Below are 16,728 nucleotides of genomic sequence, written 5' to 3'. Positions count from 1 at the left end.
CTTCACTTCCCTTCCAGCCGGTCGAGAAGCTGGTCCTCGATCCGGTCGAACGTCTCCTGGTCAATGTCGCCCTCCGTCAACTGCCGCTCCAGGGAGCTGAGTTCGGAACGGATCACGGCTGGGTCGTAGTAGTGCCGTTCGGCCTCGGCGACCAGCTGCTCCATCACCCACATCGACCCGCGCACGGGCGCGAGGGGCAGCAGCAGCACCTCGCCGACGAGCCTGGTCAGCCCCACGGCCTCACTCCGTACTGCCCGCGGGTGCGGACGGGCCCGGCTCCACGAAGCTGTACGGCGGGAGCGGGCCGTTGACGGTGAGCTGGATGTGGGAGTGGTCGCGGCGGACGTCCTCGACGGCGGCGAGGAAGCGCTCGGCAGCCTTCCGGTCGACGAGGAACGAGATGTTGGCCAGCCAGCCGGTGCTCTCGGGGCCCGTCGACACCGCGTCCGCGGCCGGTTCGAGCAACTGCTGCAACTCCAGCGCGTCCTCGGCCTCGCGGGCCTGCACGGCGCCGACCACGAGCTCGCCGAGCCGCAGCCGGTCCTCGTACGTACCGCCGCCCGCCTGCCGGTTGGCGTCGGTCATCGAGCGGACGTCGGGGTTCTCGGCCATCACCCGGTGCAGTACGGCCTCTTCGTCGTGCTGCGCCTTGACGTTGTACTCGACCTTGCCGTCCAGCGTGCGCAGCCGCTCCTGGTAGTGGTCGACGCGCTCGGCGAGCACGTCGGCCACGGCCTCCTCGTCCGGGGCCAGACTGCCGAACCGCATGGGGAGCACCGGACCGCCGGCGCCCGCCTCGGCGAGCACGCTCTGGTGGGCGAGCAGATCACGCCGCTTGGGCCGCAGGTCGTCCGGAGCCTCGCTGACGATCGCGGCCAGCGGCCCCTTCTTCACGATGTGCACCGTGCGCGCGGGCTTGCCGATGCCGCCCATGCCGTCGGGCAGCGTGGGATGTTCGGCACTCGCGATGCCGTAGATGTACGTACTGCTCACTGCTCCTCCTTACGACGGCTCGGGGCGCGGCGGGTGCGGCGCGGCTCGGCCTCACCCTCCTCGCGGGCCTGGTTGAAGGCGTCCGAGATGGTCTGCGCGGCGCCGGAGAGGGCGCCCTTGGTCTTGCCGCGCGCGCCGGACTCCATGGTGTCGCCGAGGATGTCGGTGAGGCCGGACGGCTTCTTGCTGCCGGTCTCCAGGTCGAGCCGGTTGCACGCCTCGGCGAACCGGAGGTAGGTGTCGACACTGGCGACGACGACCCTGACGTCGATCTTCAGGATCTCGATGCCGACCAGCGAGACACGGACGAACGCGTCGATGACGAGCCCGCGGTCCAGGACGAGTTCGAGTACGTCGTACAGGCCGCTGGTGCCGCCACCGCCGCCTGACTGTTGTGCGGGGACAACGGTCATGGGGAAAGGCCCTCCTTCTCTGAGTTCTGGGTGGTCCCGGGAACAGGGACATGCGTACGGGTGGTGCGGATCGTGCGGGTGGTGCGGATCGTGCGGGTGGTGCGGTCGGCACGGGAGCAGGACGGTCTACTGGCCGCCGGCCCTGCGGGGCTCGGCGCGTCCGCGTTCGTAGCGGCGGACCCGCCGGTATCCGGTGAGCCCGCCCTGCGGGTCCAGGCTCACCTGGTAGCTCGCCAGCAGGCTCATCGTGTCGGGGACGCGGGACACTTCCAGGACCTCGACCTGCAACTCCCAGCCGTCTTCCGAGCGTTCGAAGGACGACACGGATTCGGGCGTCATTCCGGTGAGCTCCGCCAGCTGGGCCCGCGCCTCGCGCAGCACCTCCATGGGGCGCGGCACGCGGCCCTCCTCGTTCACCTTGTCGTCGTGACCGTCGTCGTGGCCGGCGTCATGGCTGTCGCTCCGGCGCCGGGGGGACGACGTGTGCGGTCTCTCCGTGTTCGTCATGACAGCCTCACCATCCGAGTCGCCTCACGAGCCTTGGCCAAACCTGCAACTCCCGCTCTGTGGCTAGGAGTTCGGCGACAGTCGTCCAACCCGAGCGGAGCGCCCCGGGTACCACGCGAAGCGTCATGTACTCCTGGGAATGCGGGCGGCCGCAGGCGCATGGAGGCTGTCGCGCAGTTGCCCGCGCCCCCTGGGCGAGCACGGCTCGCATCAGGGGGCGCGGGCAACTGGGCGACAGCCACGCGGAGGGCCGCCACGGGCGCCGTCAGGGCGCCACGTGCTGCTCCACCAGCAGCGCCACCGCCGCCGAAAGGGACCCGGCGTCGATCCCGGCCTCCCGCAACTGCTCCTCCGGGGAGGCGGATCCGGGCATCGTGCGCACTCCCAGCCGCACCAGCCGCGGCGCCGGGCTCCCGTCCGAGAAGACCTGGGCGACGGCGTCCCCGAGGCCGCCCTCCTCACGGTGGTCCTCCACGGTGACCAGGCATCCGGTGGCCCGCGCGGCCTCCCGCAGGGCCTCCCGGTCCACCGGCTTCACCGAGTACGCGTCGATCACCCGTACGGGAATCCCGGCCGTCGCCAGTTCGTCGGCGGCGGCCAGCGCCTCGTGCACCGTGACCCCGGCGGCGACGAGCGTGACCCGGTCGTGGTCGCCGGAGCGCAGCACCTTGGACCCGCCCACCGGGAACTCCTCGTCCGGCCCGTAGATGACCGGGCCCGCCCCGCGCGACGTCCGCAGATAGCGCACGCCGCTCAAATCGGCCATCCGCGCGACGAGTTGAGCCGTCTGGTTGGCGTCGCACGGGCACAGCACCGTCGACCCGTGCACGGCCCGGAACATCGCCAGGTCCTCCAGGCCCATCTGGGAGGGGCCGTCCTGCCCGATGGCGACGCCCGCGTGCGAGCCGACCAGGTTGATCCCGGCCCCGCTGACCGCCGCCATCCGCACGAAGTCGTGCGCCCGGGTCAGGAACGCGCCGAACGTGGCCGCGAACGGCACCCAGCCGCGCGCCGCGAGCCCCACGCTGGCGCCGACGAGCTGCTGTTCGGCGATGTAGCACTCGAAGTAGCGGTCGGGATGCTCCTTGGCGAAGAACTCGGCGCGGGTGGAGTCGCCGACCTCGCCGTCGAGCACGACGACGTCCCCGCGGGCGGAGCCCAGCGCGGTGAGGGCCTCGCCGAAGGCGGTGCGGGTGGCGACCTCGTCGCCGATCTCGTAGCGCGGCAGCTCGGGCTCGGCGCCGCGCACGGAGTGCAACGCCCTTGCGGCGGGCGGCGCTTGTACGTGCACGCGCGTGCCCCGGTCACCGCCCAGTTCCTCGACGGCCGCGGCGGCGTCCGGCAGCGGCTTGCCGTGCAGTCCCTCCCGGTCCTCGACGGAGGCGACCCCCTTGCCCTTGACGGTGCGGGCGATGATCGCGGTCGGTCGTCCCGTGGTGGACGCGGCCCCGGTGTACGCGTGGTCGATCTCGGCGATGTCGTGCCCGTCGATCTCGATGGTGTGCCAGCCGAAGGCGCGGAAGCGGCGCGCGTACGCGTCCAGGTCGTGGCCGTGCCGGGTCGGGCCGCGCTGGCCGAGCCGGTTGACGTCGACGATCAGGGTGAGGTTGTCGAGGTGCTCGAAACCGGCGTGTTCGGCGGCCTCCCACACCGATCCCTCGGCGAGTTCGCTGTCGCCGCACAGGACGTGGACGCGGTAGCCGACGCGGTCGAGCCGCTTGCCGGACAGGGCGATGCCGACGGCGACCGGCAGGCCCTGTCCGAGCGAGCCGGTGGCGGTCTCCACCCACGGAAGCCGCTGGGGCGTCGGATGCCCTTCGAGGCGGCTGCCGAGGGTGCGGAAGGTGAGCAGTTCGGCGTCGTCGATGACCCCGGCCGCCTTGTACGCCGCGTACAGCAGGGGCGAGGCATGGCCCTTGGAGAGGACGAAGCGGTCGTTGCCCGGGTGGGCGGGGCGTTCGAAGTCGTAGCGGAAGTGGCTCGCCAGGAGGACGGCCAGCAGGTCGGCCGCGGACATCGACGACGTGGGGTGCCCGGACCCCGCGGCGTCGGCCGCGCGGACCGAGTCGACCCTCAACTGCCGTGCCAGGTCCTGCATCTCGGTCACGGTACGGGCGGGAACGGACGGGGACGTGCTCACGGGGATCCTCCATCGGACGAGTCGCTGGACGGGTCACTGGACGAGTCGGTTGACGGATCGGTTGACGGATCGGTTGACGGATCGGTTGACGGATCGGTTGGCAGGGCGCTGGACGGGTCATGGGGCCGGTCGCGGGGTGGGACCGCGCCGTGGCCGTCGGGCATCCGCGCCAGTTCGGGCGAGGCGGTGTCGAGGGGCACGGACCAGGACCGCACGAGCCCCAACTGGACCGCCTGGCGGGGCAGTACGGCGTCCAGGAGCCAGTCGGCGGCGACCCGCACGCGGTTGCCGGGCAGCGCGGCGAGGTGGTAGCCACGGGTGACGGCGCAGGCGAGCGGGCCGGCCAGCGGGATGCCGAACGGGTCGGCCGCGGCCTGCGCCCCGCCGAGGTCGACCGTGAAGCCGAGGTCCTTGTGCCGGTAGGCGCGCCGCCGGCCCATGCCGAGGGAGGCGGCGACGTTGATCCCGGCGATCCTCCCCTGCCGCCAGGCGTGCTGCGCGGTCATCGGGGTGTACTCCCCCGGCCGCGCGAGGTCGGGAACGGCCGCCGCGTCCCCGCAGGCGAACACCTCGGGGTACCCGGGCACCGTCAGATACGGGTCGACGAGCAGCCGCCCGCGCTCCAGCGGCCTGCCGAGCGCGGCGACGAGCGGGTCGGGCCGCACGCCGACGCACCACACCAGGGTGCGGGTGCCGACGAACTCCCCGTCGTCGAGGTGGACGCCGTCGGCGGTGGCCTCCTTCACCGAGGTTCCGGTGCGCACCTCGACGCCCCGCTCGCGCAGCACCCGGCCCGCGGTGCGCGACAGGTGCTCGTCGAGTTCGGGGAGCAGGCGCGGCGCGATGTCGAGCAGCATCCAGCGCGGCCGCACGCCGTGGCGCGGCGGCCGCTTCCGTACCAGGGCGGCGCTCAACAGCTGCCCCTGCGCGGCGACTTCGGTCCCCGTGTAGCCGCCGCCGACCACGACGAAGGTGCAGCGTGCGCGGCAGGTCTCGGCGTCGGGCGCGGCGGCGGCCAGCTCGATCTGCCGGGTCACGTGGTCGCGCAGGTACAGCGCCTCGGGCATGCCGCGGAAGCCGTGCGCGTACTCGGCGACGCCGGGCACCGGCAGCAGCTTGTTCACGCTGCCGACGGCCAGGACGAGTCGGTCGTACGCCAGCGTGCCGTGCCCGCCCTCGGGATCGGTGTACGCGACGGTCCGCCGGTCGAGGTCCACCGCGTCGGCCTCGCCGAGGACGAGGCGGGCGTGCGGCAGCGTCCCGGACAGCGACACCGTCACCCGGCGCGGTTCCAGGACGCCGGCGGCGACCTGCGGCAGCAGCGGCAGATACAGGAAATAGTCGGTCGGGTTGAGCAGGACGATCTCGGCATCGCGCCGGGCCACCCGGCTCAGCAGTCGAGCGGCCCGGTACCCGGCGAACCCGGCACCGACGACCAGGACACGTGTGCGGCTCACGTTTCTCCTCCGGTTCTCCCCCGGCGGACACGGCCACGGGCCCCCGCGAACAGGGCTCGGAGCGCGCCACCGGCTGGTGCGCCCCGTCAGGAGCACGGGGAACTGAGCGACCGGCCACGGCGCGCTCCCGGGATCACGTCCCGGGCGGCGGTCCGGGCGGCATCGGCGGGATCTCGGGCCCCTTGGGCCTGGCCGCCTGCCGCAGCACGAACGCCGCGACCCCGAGCAGCGCCGCGACGATCAGGGCGGCGGCCCAGCTCGGCAGGGCCAGCGCCAGCGCGAGCCCGAGCGCCACCGCGGCCGCCGCGCCGGCGTACAGGGCCGACAGCGCCGACCCGGCGTACAGCGCGGCGGTGCGGCGCCGCCGGTTCACGACGCCCCGCATCTCGTCACGGACGGCGTCGCGTACGGAGTCGCGCACAGTGTCGCGTACGGCCCCTGTCACTTCGTCGGTGAGTCGTTGATCCAAGCGTTCCATGGCGCGCGGGTACCCTTCCCGCGCACCTCGTAACGGCCACCGAGACTCCACACGACAGAGCTACGGCAGAGCTACGGAAGAGGCCCCATGAACACCGAACCCGAACCCGAACCCGGATCCGGCCCCGAACCCGCCCCCGCGACCGCCGAGACCCGCCAGGACCGCTTCGACCGGGGCCTGGAAACGCTGAACCGGATCAACGGGGACGCCGCCCCGCGCGTCCTGGACTCCCTCGCCGACGTCAGCCCAGAACTCGCGCACCAGATCGTCGCCTGGGGCTTCGGCGAGATCTACCGCCGCCCCGCGCTGCCGCCGCGCGACCGCCAGTTGCTCACCCTGGGCATCCTGACGGCCCTCGGCGGCTGCGAGCCCCAGCTGGAGGTGCACGTAGACGCCGCCCTCAACGTCGGGCTGACCCCCGAGGAGATCGTCGAGGCGCTGCTGCACTCGGCGGGCTACGCCGGTTTCCCGCGGGCCCTCAACGCCACCTTCGTCGCCAAGAAGGTCTTCGCCGAGCGCGGCCTGCTGCCCGTGGACCAGAAGTAGTCGGTCAAGGCGGGCTCCGGTGAACGGAGTTGGTGGCGCGGGCGCGGCAATCATGAAATCGTGGCAAGCCCGAAGAGAGCCGGTCAGAGAGGTGGCACGGGCCAAGCCATGGAGATCCTGGGCACCACGCTGCGCGTCTGCGTCGCCGATCCGGCGATGCTGGAGTCGACGGTCACGTTCTACGAGCGCCTGACGGGCAGCAGAGCGATGCGCTTCGAGCGTGGCGGCGTCTCGGTGGCCGCGGTCGGCTGCTTCCTGCTGATGAGCGGCCCCGCGACCGAGCTGGACGTGCTGCGCAAGGTGGCCGCCACGATCGCGGTGCCCGATGTCGACGAGGCGTACGCCCTGCTCACCGCGTCCGGCGCGAAGGTCCTCGCGGGCCCGGTGCCGAGCCCGGGCGGCCGCAATCTCATCGCGCTGCACCCGGACGGATCCGTCTTCGAGTACGTCGACCGGCAGGCGCCCGCCGAAGGGTGAGCGCGGCCCGCCCCACGTATCCTCACCCGGAGCACGACGGGTGAGGACGCTGGGACGGTGGAACGGTGCGGGTGACGGCGAGCGACGACGGAACACCGGCGGGACAGGGGCGTACGTCCCTGAGCGCACAGGCGCGCGAAGCGCTGCGGCAGCGCATCGTCGACCGCCGCTACCCGATGGGAGCGCGCCTCGTCGAGCGCGAGGTCGCCCAGGAGCTCGAGATGTCCCGGGTCCCGGTGCGCGAGGCCCTGCGCGCGCTCGTCGGCGAGGGGCTGCTCGAACTGCTGCCGCACAGCGGTGTCCGGGTGCGCAGCCTGGAGCGCGACGACGTACGGCATCTGTACGAGGTGTGGGAGCCGCTCGCCGTACAGGCGTCGCGGCTCGCGGCCCGCGCGGTGGCGGACGCCGCACCCGCGCGGCCGCCGGGCCTCGACACCCTGCGGGACTGTCTGGAGCAGGCCGAGCGGGCGGCGGGCGACGCCGAGGGCACCCAGGAGGTGGCCGCGCACACGGCGTTCCACGAGGAGGTCGTGGCCCTCGCCGGCAATCCGCTGCTGTCCCGCACGATGGAACAGCTGAGCTGGCAGCTGCAGCTCGTGTTCGGGCTGCGTGCGGAACCGGCGCACATGCGGGCCCAGCACACGGACATGTACGAGCGCATCGCGGCGGGCGACGCGGAGTCGGCCGCGGCGAGCACCCTGCTCCACGTCCGCGACAGCCGCACGGTGGCCTTCAAGTCCCTCTTCGGCGAGGAGATCTAGGGCCTGTCCTCGGGCTCCGGCCTCATCCGGAAGTCGTGGCGGGCCGGCAGCGGCTCGCCCGGCGCCACCGTCGTCCACAGCTCGCCGATCGACTCCGCGCCCTCCCGCAGGTCCGCCACCTCGAACCCGGCGTCGAAGGCAGCCCGCGCTCCCGCCATGTCCCCCTCGGCGGCGAGCAGTTGGGCCTCGAGGAGCCGGAACCGTCCCTGCGCACGGGTGCTCTCGTGCAGCCCGTCCCACACCGAACGGGCTGTCTCCACCCGCCCGACCGCCAGCAGCGCCGCCACCGTCTCGCGCCCCAGGGCCGCCGTCGCCGCGACCCACATCTCCCCGTCGTGCCGCCGCTCCGCGCACAGGTCGTCGAAGGCGGCCGCGTACCGGTCGGCGGCGCGCTCGGGGTGCCCGCCCTCCTCGTCGGCGACGGCCAGGCAGCGCAGCAACGGCCATTCGGACGGGGCCAGTTCGAGGGCCCGCTCCCAGCTGCGGACGGCCTGCGCCAGGTCACCGGCGTGCCACTGCGCCACGCCGAGGTGGTACTCGGCCAGCGGGCGGGCCGGTGCCGTCTCCAGCATGTCGCGCCAGGCCGGGGCCACGAGGGTCGGCCCCGGCGGGCCGACCCGGCGCTGCTCGGGAAAGTCCCCGGTGTCCAGCAGCGTGCGCCAGGGCGCCTGCTCCTCCCCCAGCGTCGACGCGTCGAACGGCGTCCCCGGCAACTTCCAGCCGGTGCGCAGCAGTTCGAGGGCGCCCCAGCCGGAGCCGGTGGCGAGCCGCTCGCCCGGTTCGGCGTCGGCGCAGGCGGTCCGCCACGCCTCATGGGCGGCGTCGACGTCGGCCCGCGGCAGCGCCTCCGCCAGGCGCCGCTCGACCTCGCCGGTCACGGCGCCCCAGTCCCCGGCCGGCTCGTGCGACGTGCTGAGCGGTCCGTACGCCTCCAGCCAGCTGAACTCGCCCTCCGGCTCCAGCCGTACGTGCTCCAGCTGGGTGCGGGCGAGCCCGGCCTGGATCTCCGCGTACCCTCCGGTGCCGGGCTCGGTCAGCCACTCCTGCCAGCGCCGCCCGCCCGGCCCCGAGCCCCACACGAACAGCTTCCGGCCGCGCAGCAGATCGGTCGACGTCTGCACGAGCCCGTGCCCGGTGTCGTCGAGGGCGGCGATCCAGCGGCGCCGCCCGTCCGGTACCTCGTAGAAGTAGTCGGCGGGGTAGGTGCTGTTCAGCGGCCGGGTGCGGTCCGTGCCGTCGTGGTCGGGGACCGGCACGGTGCGCAGTGTGCGCTCGTAGCCGAAGTGCCAGGCCTCGTCCGCGGGCACGACCACCCGGCGCTCCTCCGGTACGGCGATGTTCGACCACCAGTACACGGGTGCGGGCTTCTCGTGCGGGTTGCGGACGCGCACGCCCACGTACAGGAAGTCCGAGTCGGCCGGCAGCCACAGGTCCACCTGGAACGGCAGGTCGCGCAGCCGCTCCCACTCCCACAGGCGGAGCATCTCGCCGCCGTCGGGGGCGGTGACGCGCGCGGCGTGCAGGGGCGCGCAGGACAGGGCGGTGTGGCCGGTCGCGCCGATGTTCCACTCGATGCCGCCGGAGAACCAGGCGCCGTTCAGCGCGAAGTTGGCGGGCTGGAACACCGGGTTGCGGTAGAGGAGTTCGCGCTCGCTCGGCTTGTGGAAGAGGGAGGCGACGCGGCCGCCGAGGCCGGGGAGCACGGTGACCCGCAGCCGCTCGTTCTCGATCACGATCGCGTCGACGTCGAGCGGGGCCCGCGCGCGCCCGTACCCGTCGCGTATCCGCTCGGGCAGCACGCTGCGCAGCGGCCGGTAGCCGACCTGCCGGGCCATGTCGAGCGGGAGGCCCGCCCTGGTCCGTTCGTCGAGTTCGTGCGTCTCGTCGAGGGGCCGCAGCGGCGGCAGCGGGTTCACGGAGCCCACCGGCGCGCCCGGCAGCGTCAGCACCTCACGGCGGATCTCGGTCATGGGGGAGCCTCCCGTCGCCAGGGGGCGCCGCCCGCCCCGATGACCATGGAACAGGCTCATCGGCGAGCTGACCAGGGGCTGCTCCGGTCAGGATTGCGCAAAGGCCGCCGGGGCCGATATTCCGGGCGCCTCGCCCGCTGATCGACGTAGGCTGACGGTTTCCGGACACCCGGGCGACGAGTCCAGGTACCCGCCACACGAGGAGCACGACCCGTCATGGCCGAGAACCACACCTACCGCGTCATCGTCCGCGCCACCTTCGACGGCCTCACCGACGGGGCCAGGGAGCGGCTGCTCGCCGAGGTCGCCGAGCACGAGGGCATCGCGGGGATGCGGTTCGGGCCCGAGGGTTCACTCGCGTACGACCGCGGTCTCAAGGCGTTCTCCATGCGCTACGTCGTCGAGTCCGACCCGGACGACGGCGAGGAGATGGCGGGCGCCCTCGCCGAGGAGAAGGCCGAGGCGTACCTGAAGGAGCGCGGGTACGGGCACGGTGAGCTGCGGTCGACGGTGACCGACATGGACACCATGAAGATCAATCGGAAGTCGCGGCGGTAGCCTCCCGCGCCCGCACCATCTCCGCGGTGATGGCCCATCGCTCGTGGTCGCGCCAGGCCCCGTCGATGAAGAGGAAGTCCGGTGAGAACCCTTCGAGCCGGAACCCCGCGCGGCGGGCCAGCGCGATCGAGGCCGTGTTCGCGGACTGCGCGTTGATCTCCAGGCGGTGCAGGCCGAGCGGTCCGAACGCGTGGCGGACCACGAGACCGAGCGCCTCGGACATCAGCCCGCGCCCGGCGGCGTGCGCGAAGGCGCCGTAGCCCAGGGCGCCGCACCGGAAGCCGCCCTGCACCACGTTGTTGATGTTGATGAACCCGGCGATGGCCCCGCCGTCCCGCTCGCACACCAGGAACCCGTGCTTGGCCGGGTCGTCGATGAGTCCGCCCGCGTACCGGGCGTAGGCCTCGGAGCTGTCGGGCGGGAAGAGCCAGGGCCGGTGCAGCTCCCGGCTCTCGCGCGAGCGCGCGGTGAACTCGTCGGCGTCCGCGAGGGTGAAGGGGCGGATGCCCACCCGGGGGCCCTCGGCGGCACAGCGGTGATCGTCGGTCATCGGCCCAGCCTACGGAGTGGTCAGACCGTGGCCGCCCGGGGGCACTTCTCGCCGTTCTTGACGACGCCGACGCGCACGCCCTCGTCACCGATCGTCCGGCCGGCGGCCGGGTACTGGCTGCACACCTTCCAGCTCATCGGCCACAGCACGTGCCGTTTCTGGCCGCTGACGTCCTTCACGTCGACCCTGGTGCGGTAGTCGACGGTCGAGAAGACGTGCATCAGCCCGCGCCCGCGCAGCTCCGGCATCCGCTGGCCGTCGACGGCGACCGCGGCGCCCGCCGACACGGTGAGGGCGAGGGCCGCCCCGGCGGTCACGGTCGCCACGCGCCGCCGCACGGCGCGGGTCGTCGCGCGCGGCGTCACCTGCGTCCCCGCCGCGCCACGAAGTAGCCGCCGCAGATCCCGCCGATGACCGCGGTGATCAGCAGGGCCAGGTACAGCGGCATGGACAGCTCGGGAATGATCATGCGGATCTTCACCTGCCGGGTGTTCTCGAAGATGAAGACCAGCAGGAGGACGAAGAGGACCAGGATCCCGATCCTGGCCGGCGTGAACGCACTGGAGCCCCCGCTCTTCGCGGTGCTCGCGGTGTCCTTCGGGCTCATCGGTGGTCCTTCCGTCGGTGTCCCCGGAGGCCGTCGCCGCCTCCCCGCCCAGCATGTGCGGGCAGGCGGCGATCCCGCACCGGCCGAGGGCCCGTACGGGTGACGGACCGCCTCGGTGGCCTACGGAACGACCGGAAGCTCCACCGTCCCGGTGTCCTCGGGGGCGCTGGTGACGGTGACCGGCTTGACGCCCTTGTTGCCGCCGTACGCGTCGTCGCTCGCGGCGATCACGAACTGGATGCGGTGCCCCTGCTCGTAGCGGTGCACGATGCCGGGGAGGGTGACGGTGAAGGGCCGGGTGACGTCGGGGACCCGCACGGGCGCGACGAGCCGGTGCACGAGCGTCTTGGTGCCGTCGGGCGCGACGTCGTACAGCTTCGCGAAGAGGACCAGCTTGTCGGCGGCGTCGCCGGAGTTCTGCTCGCGCTCGGTCTTCGGCGAGATCACCTTGAGCGTGGCCTTCGGGGAACCGACGACATCGGTGGTCCCGGTCAGCGGTTCGGTGGTCCAGTCGAGATAGGTGCCCCTGGTGTCGTGCGGGGCGGGGTCGGGCAGACCGATCGTCCCGGCGAGCGAGGACTCGGAGTGGCTGGTGGGGATGAGCCAGTTGCGGTACTCGCGGCTGCCGCGGGCGACCTCGGCGCGGTTGTCGACCAGCTTGCCGTCGCCGGACAGGTACAGCTTCCGGGTCGGCGCGGGGACCGCGGAGGCGGTGCCGTAGGTGTGGTCCGGGTCGCCGATCCAGTCGCGGTAGTAGGCGAAGGCGGGCCCGGTGTCGACGCCCTGCTTCCGCTGGAGGTACCGGTCGAACCAGGCGAGGACGCGCCGCCCGACGTAACTCGTCTCCAGGTTGCCCTCGGACAGGTTCAGCTCGCCGCTGGCCGGATCGGTGAGCCCGCCGCTGTGCCCCCACGACTGCCAGATCATCTTCGCCGTCGTGCCCTGCTCGCGGAGGGTGTCGTACGTGGCCGTGGCCTCGTTCAGATTGAACAGGCTGTCCGTCTGGCCCTGGACGAGCAGCGTGGGCGCCTTGACCGTCTTCAGGTACGTCACCGGGGACACGCTGCGCGCGTAGGCGAGCAGGGCCGCCGTCTTGTCGGCCGGGTACGCGCCGGAGTTGAGGGTGCGGATGGTCTCGCAGGCGTCGTCGACGAAGTGCAGGCAGGTCAGCTTGTTGATGCGGGACGGGTCGAGCGACGGCGAGAGCAGCGGCTGGCCCTCGCCGATCAGGTAGAAGCCGTTGGTCCACTGCCACTTGAAGACGCCGGGCACGGAACGGTCGGCGGCGTTCTGCGGGTCGAGCGAGTAGGCCAGGTCGTTCCAGGTGATGAGCGGGACGAGGGCGTCCACGCGGTGGTCCACGGAGGCCGTCGCCAGCTGGATCGCGCCGCCGTAGGAGCCGCCGATCATGCCGACGCGCGGGTCGCCCTTCTTGTCGGTCGTCACGTAGTCGACGGTGGTGCCGTCGTCGGCGGCGCGGGTGCCGGCCAGGAAGTCGACGAGGGCGGAGGCCGCCTTGCCGTCGATGCGCGGGTCATCGAGGGAGACCAGGCAGCCGGACTTGCCGAAGCCGAGGCCCGAGTAGGCGAGTCCGACGTAGCCGCGCTGGGCGAAGGCCTTGGCGGTGTCGCCGGTGCTGTCGCTCTTGTTGCCGCCGAAGCCGTTGGTGGTGAGCACGGCGGGCGCCGGGTGCGTCGAGTCCGCTTGTGCCGGGCGGTAGAGGTCGGCGTCCACCGTGCAGGTGCGGTCGCCGGTGTCGACGGTGAACTTCAGGGCGGTGACGGTGTACGCGCCGTCGGTCGCGGGGGGTGGCGCCGCGTGGGCCGGGGCGGTGGTCAGGGTCAGCGCGGCGGTGGTGACGGCGGCGGCTGTGGCGGTGACTGTGGCTTTGGCGAGCAGGGTGGCGCGGGATCTTGGCACGGTGACGGCCTCCACGGCGATGACGTTTTACCGACCGGTAGGTATGGGTGCGGGGTCATCGTGTGACGCGTGTCAGTTGGGGGTCAATGGACGTGCACCGGCATTTTCTGTGAAGGCGCCCCTGTTGGGTCGTCGTTCGTCCGCGACCCGGTGGCCTCTTCTCGCGCAGTTCCCCGCGCCCCTGAGGCATGCGCTCCGCGCAGCCTCCCCTGAAGGCCGCAGGCCTCTCAGGGGCGCGGGGAACTGCGCGAGAAGCCCCGCCGGGCCGCAGCCGACAACGTGCGCGCCGATCAGGTCAGCGCGGGCTCGTCCAGGGTCAGGGTGCCGGCCCCGGTATCCAGTACACCGGCCACCCCGAAGGGCACGGTGAGCGCGTCGTCCCCGTGCCCGAAGCCGAAGGCGTCGACCACCGGCACCCCGAGTCCCCCCAGCCGATCGGCGAGCAGATCCTCCAGGCCCGGATCGTCGCACTCGGCCCAGGACCCGAGCAGCACCCCGGACACCCCCTCGAACCAGCCCCCGCGCAGCAGTTGGGTCAGATACCGGTCGAGGCGGTACGTCTCCTCGCCCACGTCCTCCAGGCACAACAACCCGCCCCGAGCCGAGCGCCGGGCGAACGGCGTCCCCAGATCGGCGGCGAGCAGCGACAGACATCCCCCGAGCGTGACCCCGCGCGCGGTACCGGGCACCACGACCCGCCCCCCGCCCGGAGCCGCGACCACCCGCACCGTCTCCGGCTCGAACAGCGTGGCCCGCAGATGCCCCTGCGCGCGGGCACTCTTGAGGAAGTCGGCGGCGGCGACCATCGGCCCGTGCAGCGTGCTCACCCCGAGCCGCACCGCGAACGCCTCGTGCAGCGCGGTGATGTCGCTGTACCCGACGAACGCCTTGGGCCGCGCGCCCCGCATCGCCGTCCAGTCGAGCAGGTCGACCATGCGCTGTGCGCCGTAGCCGCCCCGGGCGCAGAGGACGGCGTCCACCTCGGGGTCGCACCAGGCGCGCTGGAGGTCGGCGGCGCGGTCGGCGTCGGTGCCCGCGAGGTAGTCGAACCGGTCGTGCGTGTCGAGGACGTGGGGCGCGACGACGGGCTCCAGGTCCCAGCCGCGCAGGATGTCCAGGCCGGCCTGGAGCCGGTCCTCGGGGACCGGCCCGCTCGGCGCGACGACGGCGACCCGGGCGCCGGGGCCGAGCCGGGCCGGGCGGATCAGGGACTCCGTCACTTGGTCAGCTCCAGGACCGGGATCCCCGTCGGGTGCAGGCCGAACACCTGGGCGTACAGGGAGAGTTCGGCCTCCAGGGCGCGGACCATGGTGTCGGCGCGCCGGAACCCGTGCCCCTCCCCCTCGAAGGTGAGGTAGGCGTGCGGGACGCGCCGCCCCTCGCTCTCCATCCGGGCCAGGAACCGCTCGCACTGGACCGGCGGGCAGATCACGTCGTCGAGGCCCTGGAGGAGCAGGAAGGGGGCGGTGAGCCGGTCGGCGTGCTCGGACGGGGAGCGCTCGGCGTACCGGGCGGGGACGTCGGCGAGCGGGCCGATCAGCGTCTCCAGGTATCGGGACTCGAAGTCGTGGGTCTCGCCCTCGGCCCAGCCGGTGAGGTCCAGGATCGGATAGCTGATGGTGCCGCAGGCGTAGACGTCCGTGCTGGTCAGGGAGGCGGCGCTGGTCCAGCCTCCGGCGCTGCCGCCGCGGATGGCGAGCCGGCTCCGGTCGGCGGTGCCCTCGTCGGCGAGGGCGAGCGCGACGGCGGCGCAGTCCTCGACGTCGACGACGCCCCACTGCTCGCGCAGCCGGTTGCGGTACTCCCGGCCGTATCCGGTCGAGCCGCCGTAGTTGACCTCGGCGACGCCGATGCCGCGCGAGGTGAAGTAGGCGATCTCCAGGTCGAGGACGAGGGGCGCGTGACCGGTGGGGCCGCCGTGCGCCCAGACGACGTAGGGCGGGAGCTCGTCGTCGGGGGCGGCGTGGGTGGGGCTGTGCGGCGGGTAGATGTGGGCGTGGATGTCGCGCCCGTCGGGGCCCGCGAAGGTGCGGATCTGCGGCTCGGGGTAGTAGGCCGGGTCGACGGGGTCGGTGTGCGCCGAGCCGATGACCCGGGTGCGTCCGGTGCTGGTGTCCAGCTCGACGACCTCGGTCCCGGTGCGTGGGCTGGCGGCGACGCCGATGACCCGGGTGCCGTGCACGGCGAGCGACGAGGACCAGGCGGTCCAGGGTCCCGCGGCGTCGACGACTTCGCCGGTCGCGGGGTCGAGGATGCCGAGCGAGGTGGCGCCGACGCCGTGCACGACGGCGATCAGACCGGCGGCGAGCGGCTTGAACCAGCTCAGGCCGATCTTCCACAGCGGTCCGCCGAACTCCTCCTCGCGGGGACAGAGTCCGTGGGTGGTGGAGAGCAGGGCGGGCCGCACGGGCGTGCCGGGGGTGGCTCCGGGCGCGGGCCCGACGGCGATCTCCATGCGGTAGAGGTTCCACCAGCCGCCGCGGTCGCCGGAGAACAGCAGGGCGCCGTCCGGTGCCCACTCCACCTGGCAGACGGATTCCTCGGTGCCGCCCGCGACGGTCCGCGCGGGGCCGAACGTGCCGTCGTCGGTGACCTCCGCGAGCAGCAGGTCGGTGCCGTCCCACGGCATCCGCGGGTGGTCCCAGGCGATCCACGCGGCGCGCCGGCCGTCGGGCGAGAGCCGGGCGCCGGTGACGAACCGGTGGGCGTCATCGGTGAGTTCGCGCACCGCGCCGCGGTCGTCGGCGGCCGAGCCGTCGAGCGGCACGGCGGCGATCACCCGCCGCACGTCGCTCGGGCCTTCTCCGGTGAACTCCTCCAGGACGCACCAGACCTCGCCCCGGTCGAGATGGAGCTGCGGGTCGACCCAGCGCAGGCCGCCGCCGACGCCGGAGACCGGGGTGAGCGGGCGCGGGGCCCGCTCGGGCACGGCGGGCTCGTACGCGTACAGCCGCTGGTCGGCGAAGTTCGCGAAGACGAGCAGGGGTCCCTCGGGGCGCTCGGCGCCGGCCCAGGGACGGCCGCCGTACTCGATGACGCGGCTGCGCACGTTCCACGGCGCGGGCAGTACGGACTCCTCCGCGCCGTCCGGCCTGCGCCGCACCAGCGCTCTGCGGCCGCCCTCGGCCGGCCGCGGCTCGGTCCACCAGGCCTCGTCGCCGACGAACCCGACGTACTCGGGCTGTCCGTCGTGCGCGGCGGCCAGCGCCGCGTCCAGCGGCGACGGCCAGGAGCCGTACGCCTGGGTCTGCACCATGTCGTCCCCGCCCCCCATTGGTCCTGAGGCCCCCATGTTCTTCGCGTCCGCCATCTTTTCCTAGTCCGTCTTCTGTTCTTCGGGCTTCTGTTCCG

At 73.1% G+C, this 16,728-nt stretch carries 18 protein-coding genes; 4 read left to right on the top strand and 14 right to left on the bottom strand.

Going from position 1 to position 16,728, the window contains the following annotated elements:
* Positions 1–2: 2 nt before the first annotated feature.
* The 7 genes from ABII15_RS31880 to ABII15_RS31850 all read right to left on the bottom strand — a co-directional run bounded on the left by ABII15_RS31880 (position 3) and on the right by ABII15_RS31850 (position 5,988).
* A complete protein-coding gene (locus ABII15_RS31880; RefSeq protein ID WP_353945734.1) occupies positions 3–236 on the bottom strand; it encodes a gas vesicle protein GvpG in 234 nt (77 codons plus the stop codon).
* 4 nt (positions 237–240) lie between these two features.
* A complete protein-coding gene (locus ABII15_RS31875) occupies positions 241–993 on the bottom strand; it encodes a GvpL/GvpF family gas vesicle protein (protein WP_353945733.1) in 753 nt (250 codons plus the stop codon).
* Complete coding sequence (locus ABII15_RS31870) at positions 990–1,406, bottom strand: gas vesicle structural protein GvpA (protein ID WP_353945732.1); 417 nt, start codon at positions 1,404–1,406, stop codon at positions 990–992. The genes ABII15_RS31875 and ABII15_RS31870 overlap by 4 nt, the downstream gene beginning before the upstream one ends.
* Before the next feature lie 126 nt (positions 1,407–1,532).
* Positions 1,533–1,913 (bottom strand): gas vesicle protein, encoded by a 381-nt coding sequence (locus ABII15_RS31865; RefSeq protein ID WP_353945731.1) that lies wholly within the window; start codon positions 1,911–1,913, stop codon positions 1,533–1,535.
* Positions 1,914–2,178: 265 nt separating this feature from the next.
* Positions 2,179–4,011 (bottom strand): transketolase, encoded by a 1,833-nt coding sequence (locus ABII15_RS31860; RefSeq protein ID WP_353947264.1) that lies wholly within the window; start codon positions 4,009–4,011, stop codon positions 2,179–2,181.
* A 38-nt stretch (positions 4,012–4,049) separates the two neighbouring features.
* Entirely contained in the window at positions 4,050–5,510 is a 1,461-nt protein-coding gene (locus ABII15_RS31855) for an NAD(P)/FAD-dependent oxidoreductase (RefSeq protein WP_353945730.1), read from the bottom strand.
* A 133-nt stretch (positions 5,511–5,643) separates the two neighbouring features.
* On the bottom strand, positions 5,644–5,988 hold the full coding sequence (locus ABII15_RS31850) for a phage holin family protein (protein ID WP_353945729.1): 345 nt from the start codon (positions 5,986–5,988) through the stop codon (positions 5,644–5,646).
* A gap of 87 nt (positions 5,989–6,075) precedes the next feature.
* Here ABII15_RS31850 and ABII15_RS31845 point away from each other — a divergent pair, with 87 nt between their 5' ends.
* The 3 genes from ABII15_RS31845 to ABII15_RS31835 all read left to right on the top strand — a co-directional run bounded on the left by ABII15_RS31845 (position 6,076) and on the right by ABII15_RS31835 (position 7,772).
* Complete coding sequence (locus ABII15_RS31845; protein WP_353945728.1) at positions 6,076–6,534, top strand: carboxymuconolactone decarboxylase family protein; 459 nt, start codon at positions 6,076–6,078, stop codon at positions 6,532–6,534.
* A 108-nt stretch (positions 6,535–6,642) separates the two neighbouring features.
* Positions 6,643–7,011, top strand: coding sequence for a VOC family protein (locus tag ABII15_RS31840; RefSeq protein WP_351445019.1), 369 nt, complete (start codon positions 6,643–6,645; stop codon positions 7,009–7,011).
* A 71-nt stretch (positions 7,012–7,082) separates the two neighbouring features.
* Positions 7,083–7,772 (top strand): GntR family transcriptional regulator, encoded by a 690-nt coding sequence (locus ABII15_RS31835; RefSeq protein WP_353945727.1) that lies wholly within the window; start codon positions 7,083–7,085, stop codon positions 7,770–7,772.
* Here ABII15_RS31835 and ABII15_RS31830 read toward each other — a convergent pair.
* A complete protein-coding gene (locus ABII15_RS31830; protein WP_353945726.1) occupies positions 7,769–9,742 on the bottom strand; it encodes a DUF5107 domain-containing protein in 1,974 nt (657 codons plus the stop codon). The genes ABII15_RS31835 and ABII15_RS31830 overlap by 4 nt on opposite strands.
* 216 nt (positions 9,743–9,958) lie before the next feature.
* On the opposite strand from ABII15_RS31830, the gene ABII15_RS31825 reads away from it, so the two are divergent.
* On the top strand, positions 9,959–10,300 hold the full coding sequence (locus ABII15_RS31825; protein ID WP_353945725.1) for a DUF6204 family protein: 342 nt from the start codon (positions 9,959–9,961) through the stop codon (positions 10,298–10,300).
* Here the strand turns inward: ABII15_RS31825 and ABII15_RS31820 are convergent.
* The 6 genes from ABII15_RS31820 to ABII15_RS31795 form a co-directional block, all read right to left on the bottom strand.
* The gene (locus tag ABII15_RS31820) at positions 10,278–10,850 is read right to left on the bottom strand and encodes a GNAT family protein (RefSeq protein ID WP_353945724.1); all 573 of its coding nucleotides are present in this window, start codon (positions 10,848–10,850) and stop codon (positions 10,278–10,280) included. The genes ABII15_RS31825 and ABII15_RS31820 overlap by 23 nt on opposite strands.
* Positions 10,851–10,870: 20 nt before the next feature.
* Positions 10,871–11,215, bottom strand: coding sequence for a hypothetical protein (locus tag ABII15_RS31815; RefSeq protein ID WP_353945723.1), 345 nt, complete (start codon positions 11,213–11,215; stop codon positions 10,871–10,873).
* Entirely contained in the window at positions 11,212–11,457 is a 246-nt protein-coding gene (locus ABII15_RS31810) for a LapA family protein (RefSeq protein WP_353945722.1), read from the bottom strand. Before ABII15_RS31810 ends, ABII15_RS31815 begins: the two co-directional genes overlap by 4 nt.
* A 120-nt stretch (positions 11,458–11,577) precedes the next feature.
* Entirely contained in the window at positions 11,578–13,302 is a 1,725-nt protein-coding gene (locus tag ABII15_RS31805) for a CocE/NonD family hydrolase (protein WP_353947263.1), read from the bottom strand.
* Between the two features lie 365 nt (positions 13,303–13,667).
* Positions 13,668–14,597 (bottom strand): LD-carboxypeptidase, encoded by a 930-nt coding sequence (locus tag ABII15_RS31800; RefSeq protein WP_353945721.1) that lies wholly within the window; start codon positions 14,595–14,597, stop codon positions 13,668–13,670.
* A complete protein-coding gene (locus ABII15_RS31795) occupies positions 14,594–16,633 on the bottom strand; it encodes a prolyl oligopeptidase family serine peptidase (RefSeq protein ID WP_353945720.1) in 2,040 nt (679 codons plus the stop codon). Before ABII15_RS31795 ends, ABII15_RS31800 begins: the two co-directional genes overlap by 4 nt.
* Between the last annotated feature and the right edge of the window lie 95 nt (positions 16,634–16,728).

Source organism: Streptomyces sp. HUAS MG91, from assembly GCF_040529335.1.
Taxonomy (GTDB): domain Bacteria; phylum Actinomycetota; class Actinomycetes; order Streptomycetales; family Streptomycetaceae; genus Streptomyces; species Streptomyces tabacisoli.
The sequence above is the reverse complement of the archived record's forward strand: the minus strand, read 5'-3'. Positions and strand labels throughout refer to the sequence as shown.

Bases quoted from the DNA above. Each gene is read 5' to 3' on its own strand.
- ABII15_RS31810 (WP_353945722.1), bottom strand. From the start codon at position 11,457: ATGAGCCCGAAGGACACCGCGAGCACCGCGAAGAGCGGGGGCTCCAGT.
- ABII15_RS31830 (WP_353945726.1), bottom strand. From the start codon at position 9,742: ATGACCGAGATCCGCCGTGAGGTGCTGACGCTGCCGGGCGCGCCGGTG.
- ABII15_RS31870 (WP_353945732.1), bottom strand. From the start codon at position 1,406: ATGACCGTTGTCCCCGCACAACAGTCAGGCGGCGGTGGCGGCACCAGC.
- ABII15_RS31840 (WP_351445019.1), top strand. From the start codon at position 6,643: ATGGAGATCCTGGGCACCACGCTGCGCGTCTGCGTCGCCGATCCGGCG.
- ABII15_RS31850 (WP_353945729.1), bottom strand. From the start codon at position 5,988: ATGGAACGCTTGGATCAACGACTCACCGACGAAGTGACAGGGGCCGTA.
- ABII15_RS31795 (WP_353945720.1), bottom strand. From the start codon at position 16,633: ATGGTGCAGACCCAGGCGTACGGCTCCTGGCCGTCGCCGCTGGACGCG.
- ABII15_RS31820 (WP_353945724.1), bottom strand. From the start codon at position 10,850: ATGACCGACGATCACCGCTGTGCCGCCGAGGGCCCCCGGGTGGGCATC.
- ABII15_RS31845 (WP_353945728.1), top strand. From the start codon at position 6,076: ATGAACACCGAACCCGAACCCGAACCCGGATCCGGCCCCGAACCCGCC.
- ABII15_RS31860 (WP_353947264.1), bottom strand. From the start codon at position 4,011: ATGCAGGACCTGGCACGGCAGTTGAGGGTCGACTCGGTCCGCGCGGCC.
- ABII15_RS31865 (WP_353945731.1), bottom strand. From the start codon at position 1,913: ATGACGAACACGGAGAGACCGCACACGTCGTCCCCCCGGCGCCGGAGC.
- ABII15_RS31825 (WP_353945725.1), top strand. From the start codon at position 9,959: ATGGCCGAGAACCACACCTACCGCGTCATCGTCCGCGCCACCTTCGAC.